Below are 25,914 nucleotides of genomic sequence, written 5' to 3' on the forward strand. Positions count from 1 at the left end.
TCTTAGTATTATTTTAAAATTTGAAATTCTTTATAAAATCAAATAACAAAAAAAGACTACCTCCTATTCTTTAAAATAGAAAATAGTCTTTAAAAAACACATCATAAACAAAGATCTTAATTGATGTATGTCACAATATATTATTTTTCTTAATTAAACTTTAATTTTGTTCAAAAGTTGTAATTTCAATGATTACAAGGTCTACTCATCCCATCCTTCTGGGAATTCAGCATTGTGGTAAACTTCTTGCACATCGTCATCATCTTCAAGTAAGTCTAACATCTTTTGGAATTTCTTAGCATCATCTTCATTTATTTCAGTATATGTATCTGGAATCATCTTTACTGCTGCTTCTAAGAATTCTAATCCTTCTGCTTCTAAAGCTTCTCTTACTGTTCCAAAATCTTCTGGAGTAGTTGTTACTACAAATACTTCATCTTCAGATTCAAAATCTTCTGCTCCAGCATCTAATGCAAGCATCATTATTTCATCTTCATCTTTATCTTCTTTTTCTATAACAATTTCGCCCTTTTCTTGGAACATAAAGCCTACACAGCCTGTAGCTCCCATGTTTCCACCACCTTTAGTAAAGGCACTTCTTACATTTCCTGCTGATCTATTTTTATTATCTGTTAATGTTTCTACTATTACTGCAACTCCTGATGGCCCATAACCTTCATAAACTATTTTCTCATAGTTTACTCCTGAAAGTTCACCTGAAGCTTTTTTTATTGATCTATTTATTGTATCACTAGGCATATTTGCTGCCTTAGCCTTTGCAATTACGTCTCTTAATTTTGGGTTAGTGTCGGGAACAGGACCACCATTTTTAACTGCTATAACAATTTCTTTACCTAACTTTGTAAAGATTTTTCCTCTTTTTGCATCTGCTTTTCCTTTTTTGTTTTGTATATTATGCCATTTTGAATGTCCTGACATTTTTAATTCCTCCCAACATTAATTTAAATTTATAAATACAGTGGAAATTATATCACAATTATTTTATTATGACAAATACCTTAAATTATCTTGTAAAGCCTATTTTCTTCTTTAAAGTAAATATCTTCATCACTTTTATTTATTGTTATTTTTCCATTAGATATTTCTATAGCTTTTTTTTCAATTTCATTTGCTAAATCTAATTGTGCTAATAAGTGTACAACTACCTTATCTGTATATTCAGTATCTTCAATATGCCAATTGTTTTCATTACAAGTATATTGAATTTTGCCAAGCATATCATATTCCATACAAAGAGATACTTTAACTCCTCTTACCTTTTCAACTACTCCTGCAGCTTTTAAAGCCACTGAAGCACCTTTAGTATACGCTCTTGTAAGTCCACCTGCTCCAAGTAATATTCCTCCAAAATATCTTGTTACTACTACTGCACAGTCAGTAATATTACTTTTTTTCATAACTTCTAAAATAGGTATACCTGCTGTACCCTGTGGTTCTCCATCATCACTATATCTTTGAATTCCCATATTTTCTCCAATAACATATGCAAAGCAATTGTGTGTTGCTTGTTTATGCATATTTTTAATTTCAGAAACGAAAGCCTTTGCTTCCTCTTCAGTTTCACATCTTTTAGCATATCCTATAAACTCTGATTTCTTTTCTATAAATCTATCTTCTCCAAAATCTCTTATAGTAACATAACTCATTGCAGTTCCTCCTTTATTAGTTCTATTCCTTCTATTATTTTGCCTTTACTTACTTGTGAGAAACTAATTCTAAAATGATAATCTTCACTTAAAGAATCTTTGAAAAATATTATTCCTGGAGTAATGTATACATTCTTTTTCTTTAATTTATAAAATAATTCCTTAGAAGTAATATTTTCATTTTTTATTTTTAAATAAAAATATAAGCCTCCTTTCGGATCAATATACTCTACCTTATCATTAAGCTCACTCTCAATTAAATTTTTCATCAATTGATACTTTTCTTCATAAAGCCTTTGCTGATAATCTATATGTTTTTTCCAAAATCCCTCACTAATATATAACTCTAATGCCCTTTGCATAAGACTAGATGTTGCAATATCTGTATTAATTTTAGAACTTTGAATACTTTCATTAAAAGATGATGGAGTAATCATATATCCAAGCCGTATTCCCGGCAAAAACACCTTAGAAAAACTTTTTATATAAATTACCCTTTCATACTTATCTAAACTTTTAAAAGGTTCATGATTAATCTTCTTATCATAAATAAGCTCTGATAAATAATCATCTTCTATTATATAAAAATCATATTTATTAGCTAATTCTAATAACTTCATTTTTTTTTCTAAACTATAACTTATACCCGTAGGATTATGAAAATAACTCATAGTATAAAAACAACTTATACTATTTTTCTTTAATATTTCCTCAAAAGCTTCTAAATTAACACCATCTTCTTCTAATTCAATTTCAAAAATATTTGCCCTTCTCCATTTAAATACTGATATAGCACCTCCATAAGTAGGCTTTTCTACTATTACATTATCATTAATATTAACTATTGCCTTTGATGCTATATCTATTCCTTGTTGAGCACCAGATACTATAAGAATATTATTTAAATCTATTTCATTATTCCAAAAGGATTTATTTATAGTTTTTCTTAAGCTCTCATATCCAAGTGGTTCTTTTATTAATAAGGCATTAGCCCCATCCCTATCTAGAACTTTATTAATTACATTTTTAAAATCCTCCATAGGAAAATAAATCTCCGAATTTGTTTCTCCTGTGAAGTCTATTATTCTTTCTAAATCTTCAGATTTGATACTTTTAAATATCTTAGAATACTCCCTATTAAATGCAGATGTAATTTCTTTTCTTTTTGCATAAGTACCTGATCCAACTTTTTGATAAGCATATCCATCTGCCTTTAATTTATTATACGCATTTACTATAGTAACTTTATTTACATCCAAATTCTTAGATAACTCCCTTATAGTAGGTAGTTTTTCACTATCTTTAATTTTTTTATTATCTATTAATTTTTTTAAATAATCTGCTATTTGAATATATTTAGGAATTTCTTCTTGAAAAGTTATATCATATAATTCTTTCATACAGAGCCCCCAAATCAACTAATTCTTGTAACTATATACATTTTCCATTGCTAATAAACTTCCTTTAGAATCTCTAAACTCTCTCTTGTCCTTAATTATAATGTTATTCTTGTTTAATACCTTTAAAATTTCTTCTACCTTAATTTTAAAATTTTTAAAATATGGATTCATAGTAATTTCATGAGCACTTAAGGGCTTATCCTCGGCTTTTATAAAATCAATTATTTCATTTGAAGCTTTCTCTATATTATATTCTAAGTAGTTTTCCATATAATTCAATAATTCTTTTATACTTTCATCACTTACTTCTTTGTATAAAAGATTTTTAACCTTCTCATTTAAACTATCATTTAAATTACATGCCATAGTTAAGGAATCCTTACTAACAGTATAACCGTTGATACTTAAATAAAGCATAGAAAAATTATTTAATGCCCTTATAAGTAATTCATGAGCAGTATATCTACTTCCTTTACTCAAATATTTTTTACATATTCCAATATCCCTGAAGAAATTCCCAAGATAAACCAAATTCAATCTTCCTTTATCCGAATCCAGCATATAAATAATTTTTTGATATAAATCTGTTATCTCATGATCTATAGAATAAATCATCTTAGAAGACATTAATGAGCTTTTAATTATATCTCTTTTACCTGCTTCATTATAATATTTTTTAAAGGAATCCTTACTTATAAATTTTATATGTATTGGAATCTCTAGAACCTCTGAATATACATCTCTTATTTCATGAAAATCATCATTATAAACTGCAAACAAATCTATATTTGAACCTTCCCATAGGTCTCCACTTACCATGCTGCCAAATACAAATATAGAAATAATATTAGTGTTTTTCTTTAGTATCTCAGTTATCTCCATATAGGCATTTTGGTAATCTACTACTGATTTCGCCATTACTCATCCCCCTACTTTACAAGAATTGTATTATTACAATAATTATATAGAATATATATAAAAACTGCAATAAAGTATATCCTTCATTGCAGTTTTTACTTTAATTAATATTAAATTTAAGCTAATACATTTATAATAAACTCTTTAGATTTATTATAGGTTTCATCATCAACTTCCACTTTCATATAGCTTCCGTTATCTCTATACTCCTCTTCTAAAACCCTAGCATTTCTATGAAGATACGAATTCATATCACTTCTATTATAAGGTATTAAATATTCACACTTTTTCATTTTATAAGGAAGTTTTTCTTCAATTAAATCTAAAAGTCCATCTAAATTTATGCCTTCCTTTGCTGAAATTTCTATAGTTAAATAAGATTCACATAATTTTCTTAACTCTTCTAACTTTTCTTCATCAGCTTTATCTATTTTATTTAATACTAAAATTGTATCTTTATCCCTTGCTCCAAGCTCTTCAAGAACCTCTTCTACTGCATTTATTTGATCTATTGCATTATCTGATGATGCGTCTACCACATGACATAAAAGGTCTGAATAAATAACTTCTTCTAAAGTAGACTTAAATGCTTCAACTAAATCATGTGGAAGTTTTCTAACAAAACCAACTGTATCAGTTATTGTAACTACTCCCTTATTTTTAAGAATAATAGATCTTGTTGTTATATCAAGAGTTGCAAAAAGCATATCTGCTTCAAAAACCTTTTCTTTTCCTTGAACTTCTTTTTGAGCCGCTAAATCACATAATTTATTTCTAAGAGTTGATTTTCCTGCATTAGTATAACCAACTAAAGATACTTTTGGTATACTTTCTTTATTTCTTTTTTCTCTTTGTACTTCTCTATTTTTCTTAATCTTTTTAAGTTCGTCATTTAAATCATAAATTGTTTCTTTTATATGTCTTCTATCAGTTTCTAATTTCTTTTCTCCAGGACCTCTAGTACCTATTCCTCCTCCAGTTCTTGAAAGCACTGTTCCAAGACCTTGAAGTCTACTCATTCTGTATTTTAGTTGAGCAAGTTCTACTTGAATCTTAGATTCTTTACTCCTTGCTCTTCTAGCAAATATTTCCAGAATTAATGTTGTTCTATCAATAACTTTAGCTCCTAAAGCAGCTTCTAAATTTCTCACTTGAGATCCAGAAAGCTCATCGTCAAATATAATTAAATTTGCATGTCTACTTTGTCTTAGTGATGCTATTTCTAAAACTTTTCCCTTACCTATATAAAATGCTGGATCCACCTTGTTTCTGCTTTGATAAACTAAATCTAAAACAGGTATATCACAAGCCTTAGTTAATTCGCTTAGTTCTTCTAAGCTCTCTTTAGTATCCGATCCAACTAAGATGGCCTTTTCGCCTTCATCTTCAATAATTTCCCTTTCCTTTATTAAACTTTCTATATGTTGAATTTTATCTAATATATGAATTGAAAGAAGTTCATCTAAAGAAAGATTTAGTTTTTCATCATAATCTAATAAATCATTAGTTATTGTAATCATACCTAAAGAATAATCTGTTATATTTCCATTATAAACACCAACAGCTACAATAGCATCCAGCTTTAATTTTAATAAAGCAGACAAGTCTAAAGCTGAAAGATTAGAAAAGCCATTTGGATGTGTATGAATTACCCTTACTCCAGATAATCTCTTCTCTCTAATATCTATCATTCCAATTTCTACTGATGTTGAATCACCAATAGCAACTGAAACTACCTTTCCTCTCCTATCTATAGCAACGCTTATTTCTCTTTCTATAACAGATGATATTCTTGAAATTATATTTATAATTTCAGAACTACAAACCTCATCTTTTAAAACTCTTATTCTATAAATATTTTCGAGTTCCTCTAAATAAGATTTTTTTATCCCATCTATATTACCGAATATCATTATATCACCTCATTTATATACTATTAGCAACTTTCCTATAATTTTATACTAATAATTAATCATTGTAAACTAAGGCATCAACATATATTTTAATTTTATTAATTACTTATATTTAACTGATACCAAAAATAAGTTGCAAGAACGTTAAATAATATGTAATATAAAACTAATAATATTATTAGTTTTAAAAAGCATTTATTTTCACATAAACTTTTAGGAGGATTATACTAATGAATGAGAATAAGAGAAACATACTTTTTACAGAAGAGCAAATTCAAACAAGAATAAAAGAACTTGGTAAAGAAATAACTGAAGATTATAAGGATAAAAAACTTTATGTTCTTCCACTACTTAGAGGAAGTTTTATCTTTGGAGCTGATATATTTAGAGCACTAGATTGTAAAGCAAAAGTTGGATTTATGACTACTTCAAGTTATGGTCATGGAGAAGAAAGTACTGGAGAAGTTAAAGTAGTTAATGATATTCCTGATAATATTGAAGGATGGGATGTACTTATAGTAGATGACATAATTGATACAGGTTACACAATGGAGTTTGTTATAAACTACGTTAAAAAACGTGGAGCTAACTCAGTAAAAACTTGTACATTATTAGATAAACCTTCTAGAAGAAAAGTTGATTTATCACCTGACTATTGCTGCTTTGAAATAGATGACCTATTTGTAGTTGGATATGGACTTGATTATGAAAGTTTCTATAGAAATGTTCCTTATGTATTCAACTGGGAAAACAACTAAAAATTTATAATTCATACTTAGATATGAAATTTGTTTCAACTTACTAATAAATAGTTTAAAACTCCCATACGGGAGTTTTTTCATTAATTCTTCATTATTCATTATTCATTTTTTATTCTTCATTGCTTGTTTAGCTCTATTGCTGTATTCGGTATTTTACCAACAATAATTGTTTCTGCTATTGGTATTTGTGATACTATTTCTACTTCTTTGCTCTTTAATGGAACTACTATTTTTAATTTCATATTTACATTCAAATAAATCTTATGTCTAGTTTGATTTATTCCCGCACTTTCAAATACAGATTCATAACTGCTTGTAACATTACCTACCTGCGTCATTTTAATGTTAATCTTTGGACCCAAATTATAGAAAACTAGATTCTTAGTCATATATCCTAGAGGAATATTTAATCCTACTTCTTCTAATTCACTAATTTTTTTATTAGATGCTAATATTAATCTTGAGGATAGATAATTTAATTTAACAGTATCTGCTCTTAGCATTGTAATATTACCATCATTATCTTTTTCAACAATTATTATATCTGAATAATCAAATTGATTAGAATAAATATCTAGTGCAGTTTCATTAATTATTGTTGTTGCCTCACTTCTAAGCTTTTCCTCGCCAATAATTAACGCTGCAGGTAGAATATTTTTATCAAAAATGTACAATATAGAATTAAACAATACAAAAATGGCAATAATAACCATTATAATCTTCGGGTGTTTAATTTTGAATCGCATTTTAGGTCTTTTTGTATAATACTTCATAGGCACCTTCTAGAGTTATTATTTTACTCTTTATATAAATATGCTATAATATACTATATTATTTATTTCACATCATTAAATAATTATAAATTATAAGGGAGGAACAAATGGCTAAGAAAGACACTTCTAGAACAGAAAAAAGCCAAGCTACTGTTAAGAATAAAAAGAATAGTAGCAAAAAGAATAAGAAAAAAAATCAACCTAAATATAAGAAAATTTTAAAAGGTACATTTCTTGGAATACTAATAGCTGGTCTTCTATGTTTTGTTGTAGGCCTAGGATATGTGTTTGCAATAATAAAAAGTACAGATCCACTTGATGTTAATAAGGTTTTAAGTTTAAATGAACCTTCTATGATTTATGATAGTAATGGAGATTATATTGATAATCTTCCTACTAATGAAGAAAGATACAAAGTTAGTCTGGATGAAATGTCTGATTACTTAAAAAATGCCTATATATCTATAGAAGATGAACGTTTTTATACACATAAAGGAATAGATATTAAAAGAACTTTAGGATCTGCCTTTAGATCAGCAGTGTATTATATTACAGGAAATGGTACTGTACAAGGCGGTTCTACTTTAACTCAACAATTAATAAAAAATACATTATTGACTAATGATGTAAAAATTGAAAGAAAAATTAGAGAAATTTATCTTTCTCTAAACTTAGAAAAACAATTAACTAAAGATCAAATATTACAAGCTTATTTAAATACTATTCCCCTTGGTGGAAAAATTTATGGCGTTGAAGCTGCTGCTAAATATTACTTTGATAAAAGTGCAAAGGACTTAACTTTACCTGAATCCGCCTTTTTAGCAGGTTTAACTCAAGCTCCTACAACTTATAGTCCATATAATCCTGATAATATAGAGGATCCTAGTCTGTACTTAGATAGAACTAAAACAGTTTTATCTAAAATGTTAGAATTAGGAAAAATCAGTCAAGAAGAGTATGATGAAGCATATGCTTTTGTAGATGGAAATCAATTTGCATTTTCACAAACAGTTACAACTTATAAGATAAACTATGAATGGTTTGTTTACCCTGCATTAGATCAAGTAAGATCTGATTTAAAAGAAACATATAAATATACTGATGAAGAAGTTGACAGATTATTCTCTACAGGTGGTTTAAAAATTTATACTACTATGGATAGATCAATACAGGATTCTACTCAAGCAGTAATAGATGATAGAAGTAGCATTCAACAACTTGATATATATGCTAACCCAGAAGTTACTGATGAAAATGGTGTTTTAGAACTCCAAGCATCTGCTGTAATTATGGATTATAGAACTGGTGAGGTAAAGGCCTTAGTTGGAGGTAGAGGTGATCAACCTGCAAGATCTACTAATAGAGCTTATTATGCACTAAGATCTATAGGTTCAACTACTAAACCTTTAACTGTATATGGACCTGCAATTGATACTAAAACAATAACTGCTGGAACTGTTATAGATGATTCTACCCTTCCAAGTTCAATAACTAGTAAATATCCTGGTTGGACTCCAACTAACTGGAACAAAGTATCAAATGGATATATTACTGCAAGAGAATCTCTTGCTTTATCTAAAAATGTTCCAACTATAATTATTGAAGATAAGCTTGGTCTAGAAACCGGTCTAGCTTATGGTGAAAAACTAGGGCTTGTATATGGTGAAAATTCTAAAACATTATCTACCCTATCTTTAGGTGAATTTACTGGTACCTATGATGATGGCTCTACAGATGGTGGTAATACATTTATACTTGCTGCTGCTTATAGTGCTTTTGGAAATAATGGTTTATATACAGAACCTATGCTTTATACTAAAGTTGTTGATGCTAATGGAAATGTATTATTAGAAAAGAAAGCTAAACAAGAACAAGTTTTCTCTCCACAAACCGCTTATATTATGAGAGATCTACTTAAAGGGCCTTTAAGTTTCGATGGTGCCTTAGCAAAAATTCCAAATATGCCTGTTATAGGTAAGACAGGTACCACAAACGATGTTACAGATTTCTTATTTGCTGGTTTAACCCCTTATTATTCTGGTGCAGTATGGATAGGATATGACGACAATAGAGTAATAGGTGGTGCTAGTTATAGTTCATCAGCTGCATCTTTATGGGGTGCTATAATGGCTCCTATTCATGAAAACTTAGAATACAAGGAATTTGATGGAAACCCAGGAGGAGTAACCACAGTATCAATATGCAAGGATTCAGGAAAAATAGCTACCGACCTTTGTGCTCAGGATCAAAGGGGATCAAGAGTTTATACTGAAATGTTTATATCTGGTACTGAACCTACAGGAGTTTGTGATGTTCACGTAACAGCTAAAGTAAATAAGAACAATAATAAATTGGCTACTGAAAATACTCCTGAAAATTTAATAGTGGAAAAGGTATTTATAAAGAAACAAAATCCAAATTCAAGTACTTTAGATTATCAATATATCCTTCCAACTGAAAAAGATGATACAAAAGCATCTGCAAATGAAGAATTTAAATTATCAGACTTAGGTATTAAAGTTGGAGGTAATGCAGATGATGCAATTAGTATTTTAAAATCTAAAGGTGTTAATATAACTATTAAAAATAACGACTCTAAAAATAGAACAATTAAGAGTATATCATCAGATAAAGCTAAAAAAGGTGATACTATAGTTATAGAACTAGAATCAGATTCTACAAATAACAATGGAAATGATACTGGAGATAATAATTCTACTAATAATAATCAAACAGGAAATGATGAAGATGAATAAATATTAATGAGAGCTGAAAAGCTCTCATTTTTTATATACAAGAAAGTATAAAAAATTTACTATATTATTAACTATTTATTACCTTCTGTACTTTAGCTTTAAATTTTTAATTAAAATATTGTGACTAAATAAAGTAAACTATACCAATACACTTTTTTCAAAATTATGAATAACTTTTATAAATAAAATTCAATATATATGTAAATAATAAATTATATTACCGCTTTAAATTGCATTTATGAATTTTCCATATTTTAATCTTGCAATATTTCAAGATATAATATATTATATCTTTAGTAAAATAAATTTTAAATACAAATGAAAAAGGGGGACTTATTCTATGAATTCTTTAAATAATGCAATATTAGCATTTAATGATTTATTATGGACATATATATTAATTGGAATGCTAATAATAGTTGGACTTTACTTTACTTTTAGAACTAAGTTTGTTCAATTTAGAAACATAAAAGAAATGTTTAGATTATTAAATGATGGAGCTACAAGCGATAAAGATAAAAACTCTGTTTCATCTTTCCAAGCTTTTTGCATAAGTACAGCTTCTAGAGTTGGAACTGGAAATCTTGCAGGTATTGCTACTGCTATTTCTATTGGTGGTCCAGGATCTATTTTCTGGATGTGGCTTATAGCTTTAATAGGTTCTGCTTCAAGCTTTATTGAATCAACATTAGCTCAAATATATAAAGAAAAAGATGGCGACAACTATATTGGTGGTCCAGCATATTATATGGAAAAAGGCCTAAAAAAGAGATGGATGGGTGTTTTATTTGCAATTTTAATTACAATTGCATTTGGATTAGTTTTTAATTCTGTTCAAGCAAATACAATTGCACTTTCAATGAATAGTTCATTTGGCTTTAACAAGACAATAATAGGTGCTATTATAACAATATTAACCTTAGTTATTATTTTTGGTGGAGTTAATAGGATTGCTAAGGTATCCAGTGTTATAGTACCAATTATGGCTATTGCATACATATTAGTTGCTTTATTTATAGTGTTTAAAAATATTACAGCATTACCTAACGTATTTAAGACGATTTTTGAAAATGCCTTTGGCATTCATCAAGTTGTTGGTGGAGGTATCGGTGCTGCACTAATGCAAGGAATTAAAAGAGGTTTATTTTCAAATGAAGCTGGTATGGGTTCTGCACCAAATGCAGCAGCTACTGCAACAGTATCTCATCCTGTTAAACAAGGATTTATACAAACTCTTGGAGTATTTACTGATACATTAATAATCTGTAGCTGTACAGCCTTTATTATATTGCTATCTGATGTTCCATTAGACGGCTCAGTTAAAGGTATTGAACTTACTCAATTAGCTATAAACTCTCAAGTTGGTTCTTGGGGAGGAATATTTATATCAATATGTATCTTACTATTTGCCTATAGTTCAATTATTGGTAATTACTACTATGGAGAAACAAATATACAATTTATAACCAATAAAAAAATATATTTAGGTCTATACAGAATCTTTGTTGCTTTAATGGTATTCTTTGGTTCTTTAGTTAGCATGGATATTGTATGGAATTTAGCAGACGTATTTATGGGACTAATGGCTATAATTAATCTAATCGCTATAGTTTTACTAAGTAAAATTGCTTTCAAAGCTTTAGAAGATTATATGATTCAAAAAAGATCTGGAATTAAAGATCCAATATTTAATTCATCATCTATACCTGAGTTAGATGACGAATTAACTGAATGGAAATAGATTATTAATTAATACCATAAAAAAGCTGTAATAAATTTTTATAAACGAATTTATTACAGCTCTTCTTATTTATTTTTTTGCTACAGACTCTAAATTGTAGTTTACTACTTCCCCTGTATCTGCTCTTACTGAAGAAGTACAACTTTCTTCTTTTCCATCTTTATCTTTTAAATTTGAATTAAAAATATAAGCTAGTACCATTTCCTTATCTGAAACATTTATATAAGATAGTAATGGATCCTCCATTGATGTTACTTCTAACTTTAAGCCTTCAAAGTTATCCTTTAAAATCTTAATTGCCTCTTTTTCATCAATATTAATTTCTTCACTATACTTAATATTTTCTATTGGATAATTTGTATATCCCTCTAATTTACCTGTAAATTTATTTATTACAGTTTTTATTTCTTGTTTATAATATGGATAACCATTTCTATATTTATAAAAAATAATATTATAAAATGAGCTTTCTATATTATCTTCCTTTTTAACTTCTTTAAATTCAAATTCATCCTTAGTTATCTTTGATAAGTATGACTTGGCCAAATAAATAGCATCCTCTTCACTTATTAAATTAGATTTTACCATATGTTCATCAATATTTTTATTAGAAAAGCCTAACACATTGAAATTCTTATCTATATCTACACCATATTTTCCAATTATAACAGAATATTTTATTATAGAATTCTTATTTGATAATTTATTTAAAGTTTCTTCTTTAATTACAGCTTTTTTAATACTATAACTATTTTCTATTATGCCACTATCATAAAGCTCCTCTATAAAATCCTTCGCGACTTTAACTTCTTTTGTACCTCTTTTTAGTATATTATTCACTATAAATCCTATAAGTAATAACAATACTATAATAACTACACTAAAAACCATACTTGCTTTTTTAATCCTCATTGTATCCTCCTTACCTACTATATTAATAAAACTAAAAAATTTTATTTATACAATGATTTTTATTATATTATTGTTCATTATATATTTTAACTTATTTAACAAACAATATAAAGCTATTTCTTAAAATTTTCTTAAGAAAAGAAAAAAGGCCATCCAAGATAGCCTTTAATGTAAAATTATTAATTATTCATTTATATGCATCCGACTATTTCATTTATATCTTTAACACCTTGCTCTTTACAGAAAACTTCCATTTCATCTATAATTTCCTTACCAGCCATAGGGTTAACAAAATTAATAGTTCCTATTTGAACTGCAGATGCTCCTGCCATCATAAATTCTATTGCATCTTGTCCATTAGAAATCCCTCCAAGACCTATTACAGGTATATTTACAGCCTTTGATACTTCATGAACCATTCTAAGTGCTATCGGCTTTACAGCTGGTCCCGAAAGCCCTGCATATGTATTATTAAATATAGGTTTTCTTTTATATGGATCTATTGCAAATCCCTTTAATGTATTTATTAGTGATATTGAATCAGCTCCTGCTTCTTCACAGCTAACCGCCATTCTTACTATATCTTCTGCATTAGGAGAAAGTTTAACCATTAGTGGCTTATCAACAATATTCTTTATTTTAGAAACTACATCATATGCTACATCCGATTTTATTCCAAAAGCCATTCCCCCTGATTTAACATTAGGACATGATATATTAAGCTCTATCATGTCAATATCAGTTCCTCTTAATTTTTCTATGGCTTCTTCATAATCTTCCATACATCCGCCACCAACATTTGCAATAATATTAGTTCCTAATGTTTTCATTCTTGGAAGCTCTTCAGAAATAAATCTATCTATTCCTGGATTTTGAAGTCCAACCGAATTCATCATACCTGATGGAGTTTCATATACTCTAATTCCTTCATTTCCTTCTTTTTGCATTAATGTTAATCCTTTTGAAGATATTCCACCTAATATTCCCACATCGTAAAAATTGTTATATTCTGCTCCAAATCCAAAGGTTCCTGAGGCAGCTATTACTGGATTTTTAAATTCTACTCCATTTATATTTACCTTTAACATTATAATTTCCTCCCTTGATTTTAAAGCTCAACATAATTTCCATCAAAAACTGGTCCATCTTTGCAAGTTCTCTTATGCCCGTCTTTTGTTTTACAAGTACATACTAAACAAGCACCTACTCCACAAGCCATATGTTTTTCCATAGATACATATATTTTAACATTATCCTCCTTACACATATCTATAACTTTTTTCATCATTATTTCTGGGCCACAGCAAAGTACAGTATCATATTCTTCAACTTTAATAATATCAGTTACAAATCCCTTATGACCATGCTTTCCAGTATTAGTGCTTACATATGTATTATCAGTATATTCCTTTATTTCATCTATTAGATAAATATCGTCCCTAAATCCTGCATATAAATCTATTTTTGAAGAATTATTGTTTTCTCTTAGTTTTTTAGCTACCTCAAGCATTGGTGCAGTACCAATTCCTCCTGAAACTAATGCAACTTTTCCAAGCTCTTCATATACATTAAAGCCATTTCCTAATGGTCCAGTAAGATTTATGTAATCTCCTTTTTTAAGGTCTACATATTCTTTAGTACCATTTCCTACTACTGCATATAAGAAAGTTATAGTTCCTTCATTTTTTTCACATACACTTATTGGTCTTGGAAGTAAAGTTTGTCCATTTAACTTTAACATGTAAAATTGTCCTGCTCTTACTTCATTATTGTCCTCTACAACCATTTTATATATTCCATGAACTATCTTTTCATTTGATATAACTTTTGATTTAGTATAAGCCATCTTCATTAGTTTTCCTCCTATAGACTCTCTACTGCAGCTCTTATTTCATCTCTCATTCTAATAGCTTCTTCTCTTGCACACAATGCAAATTCTTTTTCTCTTCCTTCTTGCTTTTTATAAGCTAAAAGTATAGCTCTTGAGGAATTAACAACTCCTCCATTTCCATCGTTTAAATATAATGCTACATCCTCTGCTTTTCCACCTTGTGCTCCATATCCAGGTATTAAAAAGAACATATTTTTAAATCTTTTTCTTATTTCTATCCCTTCTTCAACATGAGTACACCCTATTACTCCACCTATGCTTGAATATCCACAATCTCCAGATACTTTACTACCCATCTCAGTAATTTTATCACCAACTACCTTATAAATATCTCTTCCATCTACAGTTTTAAGCATTTCTATATCTTCTGCTCCTGGATTAGAAGTTCTAACTAGTGAAAAAACTCCCTTATTTCCTTTTTCCATATACGGCATATATGGCTCTATACTATCCATTCCCATATAAGGACTTAATGTTATAAAATCGGCTTCAAAATCTCCTTCAAAGTGAGCCTTTGCATATTGTTTAGCTGTTGCTGCTATATCCCCTCTTTTTATATCTGCAATTATAATTGCATCTTTTTCTCTTAAATAATCCAATGTTTCCTTATATGCTATAAGTCCTCTTAATCCTAAAGCTTCATAATAAGCTATTTGTACCTTGAAACAAGCTACTATATCTATAGTGGCATCTATTATTTGCTTATTGAATTCAACTAAAGCCTCTACTTCACTTCTTCCTTCCAAAAGATGACTTGGTATATATTCAATTGCTGTATCTAAGCCAACACATACCACGCCTCTTTCCTTTACTCTATTGTATAACTTATCTATTATAAAACTTTTCATATTATCCTCCTAATTTTTATAAAGTACTCTACCAGATTTTATTGTCATTTGAACTTCACCATAAAATTCCTTTCCTTCAAAAGGTGTGTTTTTAGCCTTTGAATGAAATTCTTTTGAATCAACCACTACTTTTTTCTCTAAATCTAGCAATACTAAATCTCCATCTAATCCTGGGCTAATTCTTCCTTTATTCATTCCTAAAATCTTAGCACCATTTCTAGACATTATTTCACTTAATTTATTTAAGCTTATTTCTCCTGATTTAACTAAGGTTGTATAACATATTGGAAAAGCAGTTTCTAATCCAACCATTCCAGGTGAGCCCTTTTCTTTGTCTTCCTTTGTATGCGGAGCATGATCTGTACCTATACAATCAACTACTCCATCTTTAATTGCCTTTACTACCTCATTTACATCTTCTTTTTCCCTTATAGGAGGATTTACCCTATAATTATTTACTTCCTTAGTTAGACATATATGATGAGGAGTAACCTCACAAGTTATATTGCTAAAGCACTTCTTTGCATCCCTAATATATTTAATGGCTTCTTTTGTGCTAACATGGCACATATGAAGTCTAGCCCCTGTTTCTTTTGCTAAGTATATATCTCTTAATGTCATTATATTTTCAGCTATCTTCATATCTATATCTGAAAAGCCTTTATCTTCTGCGTGGGACATTATTATCCATCCATGCTCTTTTGCTTTAAGCATTGCCTTATACATTATTTCAGAATCCATAACTCCAACACCATCATCTGAAATTGCTTTAAGCCTTTCATCCTCTATAAAATCATCTAGATGACTTAAATCTTTTCCATTAAATCCCTTAGTAACAGAAACACATTGATGTAAGTCTACTAATCCTAATTCTTTTTCTCTATTTCTCACTCTTCCTAAAACTTCTTTACTTGAGCATATCGGTTGAGTGTTTGCCATTAAACAAACCCCCGTATATCCACCTCTTAAAGCGGCCCTAGAACCTGTTTCTATATCTTCTTTATAAGTTAATCCAGGTTCTCTAAAATGAGCATGTGTATCTATAAAAGAAGGCATTACTAAAAGCCCTTTTGCATCAATAGTTTCTATATTATCTATATTAATACTTAATCCTACTTCTTTTATTATTCCTTTTTCTATATAAATATCTCCAATAAAATCCTGTGAACAATCAACTATTCTAGCATTTTTTATTATCAAATCCATAATTACACCTCTTATCCTTATAAATCAGATAACTTTGTTATATTATCACAATAATCGCATTTATAAGTTCCTCTATCTTTATTAATTAAACTAAATGTATGTGGAACATAATTTTCTACAGTAGTTATACATCTAGGATTATTACACCTTAATACATCTACTACCTTTTCTGGTAATTCCGGTATTAACTTTCTACATATTTCTCCATCTTTAACTTCATTAATAGTTAGATGTGGTGATAGCAAACTTAATATAGTGTAGTTAATCTCTGAAGAATTTTCTATTTTAATAATATCTTTTTTACCAATCTTCTTACTTTTTACATTCATAATTAATGCAACTTGACTATTAACCTTATCTAATTTCAAATAATTAAATATTTTTACTCCCATTCCAGCTTTTATATGATCTATTACTAATCCATCTTTTATACTAGTTATTTCTAACATCTATAGCACCCCCAAAAGTTTTGCAATTAATGCCATTCTTACATACATGCCAAATTCGGCCTGCTTAAAGTAACACGCTCTGCTATCTTTATCTACTTCAATTGCTATTTCATTTACTCTTGGTAGTGGATGAAGTACAATCATATCATCTTTTGCTAAATTCATCTTTTCTACATCTAGTATATAACTATCTTTAAGCCTTAAATACTCTTCTTCATTAAAGAATCTTTCTTTTTGAATTCTTGTCATATAAAGAATATCTAGTTCATTAATTATTTCTTCTAATTTCTCAACTTCCTTGAATTCTATGTTATTTTTAAGTAATATTTCATCTCTGATATAATCTGGTATAGATAATTCCTTAGGTGATATTAGTACAAACTTAGTTCCCTCATATCTAGACATTGCTTTTATTAATGAATGAACTGTTCTTCCATTTTTTAAATCACCGCATATTCCGATTGTATGATTATATAAACCATCTTTTAAAGAATTAATAGTTAGTAGATCCGTTAGAGTTTGAGTTGGATGCTGATGTCCACCATCTCCTGCATTAATTACTGGAACTTGTGAGTACATACTAGCAAGTCTTGCTGATCCCTCCATATGATGCCTCATTGCTATTATATCTGAATAGATAGATACCATAGTAATAGTGTCTGCTAAAGTTTCACCTTTTGCTGTTGAACTTGAATTGGGTTCTGAAAAACCTAATATTTTACCTCCAAGTCTCATCATAGCAGCTTCAAAACTAAATCTTGTTCTAGTACTTGGTTCATAAAAAAGTGTAGCTAATATCTTTCCATCACATACATGTGAGTATTCTTTTGGATTTGATATAATTTGACGTGCTAAATTAAATATTTCTTCTAATTCTTCTTTAGAAAAATCCATTGGATCAATTAAATGTTTGTTTTTCATATTATCACTCCTTGTTAACATCTCTGTGTTAAATTTAAAGGTTTTACTGTTTTTATACATAAAAAAAACTTCCTTATGTAAAAGGAAGATATAATAAACCTAAGAATTTAAATTACTTCTTATCTCCCTTATCAATCTCTCTGGATTAAGTTAAAGGTTATCTTTTCACTAGAATAACACTTATAATATCTATTGTCAAGAAACTATTTATATATTAAGAATGTCCTAGAAATTTATTGGACACTCTATCTTTACTATTTTATTTTTAAAACTTGTCCTGTATATATTAAATTAGGATTACTTATTCCATTTAATCTTGCTATTTCTTGATAAGTTGTTCCATAATTTTGTGCTATTTCTGACAATGTATCTCCTGATTTTACAGTATAATATACAGTACCTGAATTAGAGTTATTATTTAATACTTGTATTTTTAAAACTTGTCCTGTATATATTAAATTAGGGTTACTTATTCCATTTAATTTTGCTATAGCTTGATAAGTTGTTCCATAATTTTGTGCTATTTCTGATAAAGTATCTCCTGATTTAACTACATAATTTATTACAGAAATCGAATTGCTATTTTCATTCGAATTACTTTCTCCATTATTATTTGAACTTCCATAACCATTCATCTTTTTTTCTAATATAATACTTGGATAATCTACAAGCATATAATTTTGATCACAGACTACTCCGGCAACTTTATTACTTCTAATTAAGTTCGTTTCCCCACCAAATTGCCACATTCCATATTGACCTTGATAGGTACATTTTTCAGCCCATTGAGCAACCCATATAGAATAGTTATTTCTTATTTCATCATTCAAATAAGTTTCTAAAAAATACTTACTTGAATAAACTCCAACAAAAAAGCCTTTATCTTGTAAATAATTTAGCCAAACTTTTGCAATATTAGAAACTTGTTCTTTACTTGAATTTTTATGAATATTATCCTCTATATCAAAATATATAGGAAGTTCAAATTTCTTATTAATCAAAACATTTTTTCCCAAAAATTTTGCTTCTTCTAAAGCCTCTTGCACTGATAATGCCATACTATATTGATAAACGCCAACATTTAATCCCACGGCTTTAGCATTGTTATAGTATTCCTCGAACCTAGTATCCTTACTTATATTGTAGGCACCTCTTAATATTGAAAATTTAACACCTTCTGATAAAGCTTGTCTAAAATTGAAATTGCCCTGCCATACACTTACATCTATTCCATATATATTTTCCACTCTAAATTCCACCTTTGTTTATAATAATAAATCTGTATTTTTTTAGTTACTTTCTCTATTCATTATATTAATTAAAATAAATTATGTTATTGGAATTAGAAAAATATCTCTCAAATTAAATTAAATAGAATTTAGAAATAAAAATAACCCCTAGAATCCTAGGAGCTATAAGACTTACTATTTTAATGCCAATTGTTCATAACCTCATCCCACATCATTTTCCCACATTTTGCAAGAGTTACAGTCCCATATACACTATTAGGTATCCCCATAGATAATACTGTAAAGGAAAAATTGCCTTTTGGTAATCTAATTAATTCAGTATCATTCTCGACTCCATTTTTATCTCCAGTTTTACTAGAAATCTCATATTTTAAGTCATCTGGAATATATAGAGCTAATTTGTTTTTAATCTGTTGTCTCATTAGTATATCTATTAGCATTTGGCTATTATCTTCATTTAAGAATGTTCCATTATATAAATTCTTCCATACTTGAGCAAGATCATAAGCTGATGTCATATTTTCAACTTCATCTTTAGAGTTTCTCTCATCTGTAGTCTTTCTATTTAAAACAGTATTTTTTAATCCCATAGCTTTAATATCTCTATTGATATTATCCATACCAACTATATCAATAATTTTATTTGCAGCTGTATTGTCACTTTGAATTAACATTGCAACTAATAATTCAAAAACTGTATACTCTCTTTCATTAAATTCATGAATTATCCCTGTCCCATAAACCTTATCTTTACCATCTATTTTAATCTTATCTAAAAAGTCTATCTTATTATCTTCAACTGATTTTATTAATGACACAGCTATAGGCAATTTCATACAACCAGCCGCTATCATCTGAACGTTTTCATTATACCCATAAATATAACCACTCTTTAAATCCTCAAAGAAAAATCCATATGTTCCAATTCTTGATTCTAAATATTTCTTTATTTCTTTCATAATACCCTCCAGCTTTCTTACCGTATTCTTTGCCTATTACAATTATATCATATTGTCAGAAAATTTTGAAGTATTCATTGTAATTATTTAAACAAAAAGGTGGTGAAGTAAATCCCCACCACTTATAATACCCTAATCCGCAAAAGAAATTCCTATTTTCTTTGCAATTTGAACTAGTTCTCCTTCTGGATTAACTAGTTTTGATTTTTGACCAATAACATTTTCTAAGCTATCACTTGAGATTTTACCATCTTTTAAGCAAACCATATAACCAAATTTTCCTTGATTTATTAATTCAACTGCTCCTACCCCATATCTAGTTGAAAGAATTCTATCATATGTTGATGTTATTCCACCTCTTTGGATATGTCCAAGAACAGTACATCTAATCTCCTTATCAGGTAATAATTTTTCTAAATCATTTGCTAATTTATTACCTATTCCTCCTAATCTTATAGGATCTGGACTATCAGCGACAATCTTAGCAACAACAACCTCTCCATCCTTAGGTTTAGCCCCTTCTGCAACTACTATTATACTAAATCTTTTTCCTGAATCTTCCCTCTCTTTAACTTTTTCAACAATCTTATTAATATCATAAGGCATTTCAGGTAAAAGTATAACATCTGCTGATCCTGCAATACCTGATTCTAGCGCAATCCATCCTGCTCCTCTGCCCATAACTTCACAAATCATAACTCTATGATGTGATTCTGCAGTTGTATGAAGCCTGTCTAAAGCTTCTGTAGCTACATCTATAGCTGTATTAAATCCAAAAGTAACATCCGTAGAGGCTAAATCATTATCAATTGTTTTAGGAACTCCTATAACCTTAACACCTTTTCTTGCAAAATCTCTTGCAGAAGTTAAAGTTCCATCGCCTCCAATTACAACTAAAACGTCTACTCCCTCTTTTTTTAGATTTTCTACCGCTACATCTGAAACATCCTTTTTAACCATAACACCATTTTCTTCAATTGAATAATCAAATAAATTATCTTTATTTGAACTATATAAAATAGTCCCTCCTCTATGGAGTATTCCTGAAACGCTGTCTAATGTTAGAGATACAAAATCATTGTTGTATAATCCTCTATAACCAAACTTGTAGCCTATTACTTCCATACCATAATCTAATATAGCTGTTCTCGTTACGGCTCTTATTACTGCATTTAACCCTGGACAATCACCACCACCTGTTAGTAATGCTATTTTTTTAATTTGTTGTGTCATAAAAATTCCCCCTACCCATTTAGTTACTATCAAATTGACTATACTTTTGAAATTTTCTGTCAATTTTAATTAAAAAAAATATTTCTTCTTTTTTATGTGCAATTGTTTTTATTTCTTTGTTTTTCTTATCATATTTATAATATCATAAAGATATTAGGCTGAAAAGTGAATTTATTTATATTTTCAAGATTTTTTAATAGTAAATGTATTGTAAAAACTAATAATACTTTATAAGATTTTACTAAAATCATTGATAAATAGTATTATTTACTGTATAATACATTTATAAATATCGGTTTAGGAGGGTAACATGTATAATTTTAATGAAGAATTTCTAAAAATAGAAGAGGACAGAAATAGACTAAGAAAATTAAATTCTAAACTTTCTACTATAAAAAATGAAATAAATAAGGCTGAAAAAATATTAGATAACCTTAATAAAAATTTATCTAAAGAAAAAAATGATGTGGATAAACTTGAATACTTTAGCTTATCTTATATTTATTATAAGATGAAAGGTAATATAGATGAAAAACTATCTAAAGAAAAGTTTGAGTTTTTTGAAGCACAAGCAAAATTAATTGAATCAAAAGATTATTTGAATAGGTTAATAACTAACAAGAAGGAATTAATTAAAGAAATCTCTACTATAGGAGATTTAGATTTAAAATATGATGATTTACTAAACAATTCAGCTGAATATGTATTAAAGTTAAATAATGAAAAAAGTCAAAAGATTTCAGAAATATTAGACAGAATAAAATTTATTTCTTTAGAACAAAAAGAAATAAGAGAGGCCTTATTTGAGGGAGATAGACTTCTTCCATGTATAAATAATTCTATTTCACATTTAAATAGTGCTCATAATTGGGGAATTTACGATATTATGGGAGGAGACTTATTAGCAACTATGGCTAAAAGATCTAAAATGGATGATGCTTCTAAATCTATTAATTCAATTAAAGTAATGTTAAAAAAATATAATACTGAATTAGATGACTTAAGTGAAGAGATAAACATATCATTACAGTTAGATGGATTATCAAGTGTGATGGACTATTTCTTTGATAATTTCTTTACAGATTATTTCATCCAAGGAAAGATCAATTCTGCCTTAGACTCAACAATAAACTTAAAAAATAAAGTTATAAATATTCAAAGTAATTTAACTAATAAATCTAAAGCATATTCAAGAGAATTAGATAGTTTAAAATTGAAATTAGAGGAAGAATTAAAAAAATAATAGGGCTTTATATGCCCTATTATTTATATAGTTAATGTTACTATTCCAGCAACAGATAATCCTAATAATACTATACCTGCAATTATTCTATATATAGCAAATATTCTCATAGGCTTCTTCTTTAAGTAGCTTACAAACATATCCATAACAACTATTGACACTATAAAAGCAACTAAGAATCCAACTATTAATGCTACTATATAAGTAGAGTTCATTATTGAGTAGTCAAAGTTAATTAAATCCATTGCAGAAGATCCAACCATAGCTGGAACTGCTAAGAAAAATGAAAATTCTGCTGCTACTGGTGTTGAAAGTCCTGCAATCCATCCACCCATGATTGTTGAAGCACTTCTTGACATTCCTGGCCACATAGATAGAACTTGGAATAATCCAACCTTTATAGCTTGAACTGGCGTAATATCAAATACGTCTGTTGTTGGAGTTTTTCCTATCTTTGACACTCTATTTCTAAATCTATTTTCTATAACTAGTAATAATATACCACCAACTATAAATCCAACAACTACTGCTGAAGGCTTAAATAATCCTTTTATATTATCATATAAAGTTAGTCCTACTATTAAAGCTGGAATAGAAGCAATTATTACATTAATTCCAAATTTAAAGCCTGATTCTCCTTTTTTTCCTCCTGAAAATATAAAAGTAAAGAAATCTACCACAGCTCCCCAAAGCTTATTCCAATATAATACTACTACAGCTAATATAGCTCCAAGTTGAATTACAACTTCAAACATTGAAGCAAACTCTGCTGCTCCAGCTGATCCAGACCTAAATCCAATTAAACTTCCAACTAATATCATATGACCTGTTGATGATACCGGTACAAATTCTGTAAGACCTTCAACTATAGCTATTACTATAGCTTTAAGTATATAGATAAAATCTAAACCCATTACTTTTCCTCCCTTATCACTTCATCTCTTACAACAAAGTTTATTATACCTTTATAAACAAATACTGTCTATTACTTAAAATATTAAAATTTTATTATTTTATATTTTTTTACTAGGTCTTTATAAAGTTTATTATATATAAAAAAAGTGCTAAATAGCACTTTTAATATATTAATTTAATTCCACTAAGATCAAATTCTTGAGAATCATTACTTAAGAATTCTTGGTAAACTTTTTTTGCATTATTGTAATTATCTATTATTATCTTTTTACTATCCTCATCTAAAGATGCTGATATATCATCATAAGCACCTTTAATATTTTCATAACCTCTTGCAATATCATTCTCCACCATTAGATAATACCAACCTGCATTATTTAATGTAATTGAATCTTTTTCATTCATTGAATAAGCTTTACGTGTAAGCTCTATTCCTTCTTCATTAATACCTTGTTCTAGATATAAAGCTCCTAAAGTTCTATAATAAACTGGGTTTTCTTCATCTAACTTAATAGCTTCCTCTAGTTTTGCTATTGCTTCATCAGTTTTTACCTCTTTTATATCTAAATCAAATATTTTTAAATATAAACTGCTGTCATCTTTTCTTATATCTAAAGCAAGTTCATAATAATATCTTGCTTTAGTATCATTAGAAACTATATTTGCATAATAATCAGCCAAGTTCATTATTAACTCATAATTATATGGTTCTTTTTGTAATGCAGTTCTATAATAAGATTCCACAGAATTAAATTCTTGCTTACTAATTAATATCTGTGGTATTAAAACCCCATAACTGTCAGCATTATTACTGCTTGCATTAATACTTTTTTTAGCATAAATTAATGCTTCATCATATTTAGAATTATTTATAGATCTAAGAGATAATAAATAATATGTAGTGTACGACTCTTTGTTTATAGCCTCAGATTTGCTTATAGCTCCATTTAGGTAATCACTTGCTTCATCTACATTATTTAAATTCTTATTAATTTCATACTTAATTAAATCTGTTCCTATATTATCTATTCCTTCATCATCTAATTCATTGATTATATCTAATCCTTTATCTGAAGTATCTTTACTCATTGAATATGTTTTAGCTAAAAATACTTTATAAGCATCCTCATTAGATTCTTTTAACTTATCTTCTAGTGTGTTAATTAAAGAATCTTTATTAAATAAATACATACTTTCTAATACACTATATATTTTCAATTCATTTTTATCTAATGACCATGCATCCTTTAACAATTCTATTCCTTTATCCCATCTATTAACCATCATATTCATACTAGCTAGTTCTGAAATATCATATGCCGACTCTTCATCTAACGGATAATTTTCTGAAACTTCTTCTGCTTTATATATATGGTTATTTGCAACATATGCTAAGAATAAAGTTTTAAGCATATCCTTATTTTCTCCATACTCATTCATATATTGCTCTCCAAAGGAAATAGCTTCATCGTATTGCTTGTTTAATGTAAAAGTAAATAACATTGAATTAATTAACTCTAAATCCCTCTCCTTATTCTTATCATAGCCTTCATCATTTACAATTTTATCTCTTTTTACTATAACTTCTTTTAATAATGTACTTGATTTATCAGTTTCACCCTTTAAAGAGTATATATCTGCAATCTTAACTGTCCATATAGGCCAATTATCTTCATCTTGCATTTTTTTATATTCCTCAATAGCTTCATCATATTTGTTTTCATAATATAAATATTCTGCTTGGTTACTAGTAATACTTATTTCTTCTACTGTTGTAAAATTCTTAATTCCCAAAATCATCATTAGAACAAATAAACAGGAAGTACCTATTACTATTATTGGTTCTACATATTTATTCTTTGAATTTACCTGTCTATATTTATTGCTTATTTTTTTGCAAATATTATTCAACGTCCTATGAACTGGTTTACATGCACTTTTAACTTTATTGATAAACAATTTTACACTTTTATCGAACTTAGAAAAAAGCTTTTTTACTTCTTTCATATTTCCCTCCAAATTACTTTATCCATATGATTTTATACATATTGATTCTATCAAAAATTTATAATTTTTACAATTAATATTTTATTACTATTATATTAATAAAAATTTAAAAAGCTAATACTACTTTTAATAATACTAGCTTTTTATTACC

At 28.2% G+C, this 25,914-nt stretch carries 22 protein-coding genes; 4 read left to right on the forward strand and 18 right to left on the reverse strand.

The features are described from left to right. Positions 1 to 201 precede the first annotated feature (201 nt). The 5 genes from ACQPUY_RS01630 to hflX form a co-directional block, all read right to left on the reverse strand. Positions 202 to 939 (reverse strand): YebC/PmpR family DNA-binding transcriptional regulator, encoded by a 738-nt coding sequence (locus ACQPUY_RS01630; RefSeq protein WP_430839147.1) that lies wholly within the window; start codon positions 937 to 939, stop codon positions 202 to 204. 80 nt (positions 940 to 1,019) lie between these two features. Then, entirely contained in the window at positions 1,020 to 1,667 is a 648-nt protein-coding gene (locus ACQPUY_RS01635; RefSeq protein ID WP_430839148.1) for a YigZ family protein, read from the reverse strand. Then, positions 1,664 to 3,067 (reverse strand): PLP-dependent aminotransferase family protein, encoded by a 1,404-nt coding sequence (locus tag ACQPUY_RS01640; RefSeq protein WP_430839149.1) that lies wholly within the window; start codon positions 3,065 to 3,067, stop codon positions 1,664 to 1,666. Before ACQPUY_RS01640 ends, ACQPUY_RS01635 begins: the two co-directional genes overlap by 4 nt. A gap of 18 nt (positions 3,068 to 3,085) precedes the next feature. Further along, complete coding sequence (locus ACQPUY_RS01645) at positions 3,086 to 3,985, reverse strand: nucleotidyltransferase domain-containing protein (protein WP_430839150.1); 900 nt, start codon at positions 3,983 to 3,985, stop codon at positions 3,086 to 3,088. 116 nt (positions 3,986 to 4,101) lie between these two features. Further along, on the reverse strand, positions 4,102 to 5,898 hold the full coding sequence (gene hflX, locus ACQPUY_RS01650; RefSeq protein WP_430839151.1) for a GTPase HflX: 1,797 nt from the start codon (positions 5,896 to 5,898) through the stop codon (positions 4,102 to 4,104). A 230-nt stretch (positions 5,899 to 6,128) separates the two neighbouring features. On the opposite strand from hflX, the gene hpt reads away from it, so the two are divergent. Beyond that, positions 6,129 to 6,656 (forward strand): hypoxanthine phosphoribosyltransferase, encoded by a 528-nt coding sequence (gene hpt, locus ACQPUY_RS01655; RefSeq protein ID WP_430839152.1) that lies wholly within the window; start codon positions 6,129 to 6,131, stop codon positions 6,654 to 6,656. A gap of 119 nt (positions 6,657 to 6,775) precedes the next feature. On the opposite strand, the gene yunB is transcribed toward hpt, so the two are convergent. Further along, positions 6,776 to 7,432 (reverse strand): sporulation protein YunB, encoded by a 657-nt coding sequence (gene yunB / locus ACQPUY_RS01660; protein WP_430839153.1) that lies wholly within the window; start codon positions 7,430 to 7,432, stop codon positions 6,776 to 6,778. Positions 7,433 to 7,539: 107 nt separating this feature from the next. On the opposite strand from yunB, the gene ACQPUY_RS01665 reads away from it, so the two are divergent. Continuing rightward, the gene (locus ACQPUY_RS01665) at positions 7,540 to 10,188 is read left to right on the forward strand and encodes a transglycosylase domain-containing protein (protein ID WP_430839154.1); all 2,649 of its coding nucleotides are present in this window, start codon (positions 7,540 to 7,542) and stop codon (positions 10,186 to 10,188) included. A gap of 340 nt (positions 10,189 to 10,528) precedes the next feature. Then, a complete protein-coding gene (locus ACQPUY_RS01670; protein WP_430839155.1) occupies positions 10,529 to 11,929 on the forward strand; it encodes an alanine/glycine:cation symporter family protein in 1,401 nt (466 codons plus the stop codon). A gap of 69 nt (positions 11,930 to 11,998) precedes the next feature. Here the strand turns inward: ACQPUY_RS01670 and ACQPUY_RS01675 are convergent, their stop codons facing one another. The 10 genes from ACQPUY_RS01675 to ACQPUY_RS01720 form a co-directional block, all read right to left on the reverse strand. Next, entirely contained in the window at positions 11,999 to 12,841 is an 843-nt protein-coding gene (locus tag ACQPUY_RS01675; protein WP_430839156.1) for a hypothetical protein, read from the reverse strand. 191 nt (positions 12,842 to 13,032) lie between these two features. Further along, entirely contained in the window at positions 13,033 to 13,929 is an 897-nt protein-coding gene (locus ACQPUY_RS01680; protein WP_430839157.1) for a dihydroorotate dehydrogenase, read from the reverse strand. Between the two features lie 20 nt (positions 13,930 to 13,949). Further along, a complete protein-coding gene (locus ACQPUY_RS01685; RefSeq protein WP_430839158.1) occupies positions 13,950 to 14,693 on the reverse strand; it encodes a dihydroorotate dehydrogenase electron transfer subunit in 744 nt (247 codons plus the stop codon). An 11-nt stretch (positions 14,694 to 14,704) separates the two neighbouring features. Beyond that, positions 14,705 to 15,580, reverse strand: a complete 876-nt coding sequence (gene pyrF / locus ACQPUY_RS01690) for an orotidine-5'-phosphate decarboxylase (RefSeq protein ID WP_430839159.1) — start codon at positions 15,578 to 15,580, stop codon at positions 14,705 to 14,707. Positions 15,581 to 15,589: 9 nt separating this feature from the next. Then, positions 15,590 to 16,786 (reverse strand): dihydroorotase, encoded by a 1,197-nt coding sequence (locus ACQPUY_RS01695; RefSeq protein ID WP_430839161.1) that lies wholly within the window; start codon positions 16,784 to 16,786, stop codon positions 15,590 to 15,592. A 17-nt stretch (positions 16,787 to 16,803) separates the two neighbouring features. Beyond that, the gene (locus ACQPUY_RS01700) at positions 16,804 to 17,235 is read right to left on the reverse strand and encodes an aspartate carbamoyltransferase regulatory subunit (protein ID WP_430839162.1); all 432 of its coding nucleotides are present in this window, start codon (positions 17,233 to 17,235) and stop codon (positions 16,804 to 16,806) included. After that, the gene (gene pyrB, locus ACQPUY_RS01705; RefSeq protein ID WP_430839164.1) at positions 17,236 to 18,156 is read right to left on the reverse strand and encodes an aspartate carbamoyltransferase; all 921 of its coding nucleotides are present in this window, start codon (positions 18,154 to 18,156) and stop codon (positions 17,236 to 17,238) included. It lies immediately after the preceding gene. A 254-nt stretch (positions 18,157 to 18,410) separates the two neighbouring features. Continuing rightward, positions 18,411 to 19,403, reverse strand: a complete 993-nt coding sequence (locus ACQPUY_RS01710; protein WP_430839165.1) for a LysM peptidoglycan-binding domain-containing protein — start codon at positions 19,401 to 19,403, stop codon at positions 18,411 to 18,413. 182 nt (positions 19,404 to 19,585) lie between these two features. Beyond that, a complete protein-coding gene (locus tag ACQPUY_RS01715; RefSeq protein WP_430839167.1) occupies positions 19,586 to 20,365 on the reverse strand; it encodes a serine hydrolase in 780 nt (259 codons plus the stop codon). A gap of 132 nt (positions 20,366 to 20,497) precedes the next feature. After that, entirely contained in the window at positions 20,498 to 21,598 is a 1,101-nt protein-coding gene (locus ACQPUY_RS01720) for a 6-phosphofructokinase (protein ID WP_430839168.1), read from the reverse strand. A gap of 310 nt (positions 21,599 to 21,908) precedes the next feature. Here ACQPUY_RS01720 and ACQPUY_RS01725 point away from each other — a divergent pair, with 310 nt between their 5' ends. Then, positions 21,909 to 22,841: a hypothetical protein gene (locus tag ACQPUY_RS01725; RefSeq protein ID WP_430839169.1), complete on the forward strand. Its 933-nt coding sequence runs from the start codon at positions 21,909 to 21,911 to the stop codon at positions 22,839 to 22,841. Between the two features lie 23 nt (positions 22,842 to 22,864). On the opposite strand, the gene ACQPUY_RS01730 is transcribed toward ACQPUY_RS01725, so the two are convergent. After that, on the reverse strand, positions 22,865 to 23,755 hold the full coding sequence (locus tag ACQPUY_RS01730; protein WP_430839170.1) for an undecaprenyl-diphosphate phosphatase: 891 nt from the start codon (positions 23,753 to 23,755) through the stop codon (positions 22,865 to 22,867). 163 nt (positions 23,756 to 23,918) lie between these two features. Beyond that, positions 23,919 to 25,763, reverse strand: a complete 1,845-nt coding sequence (locus tag ACQPUY_RS01735; protein ID WP_430839171.1) for a tetratricopeptide repeat protein — start codon at positions 25,761 to 25,763, stop codon at positions 23,919 to 23,921. Positions 25,764 to 25,914 lie beyond the last annotated feature (151 nt).

It is taken from the genome of Clostridium nigeriense, assembly GCF_050585245.1.
Taxonomy (GTDB): Bacteria; Bacillota; Clostridia; order Clostridiales; family Clostridiaceae; genus Clostridium; species Clostridium nigeriense_A.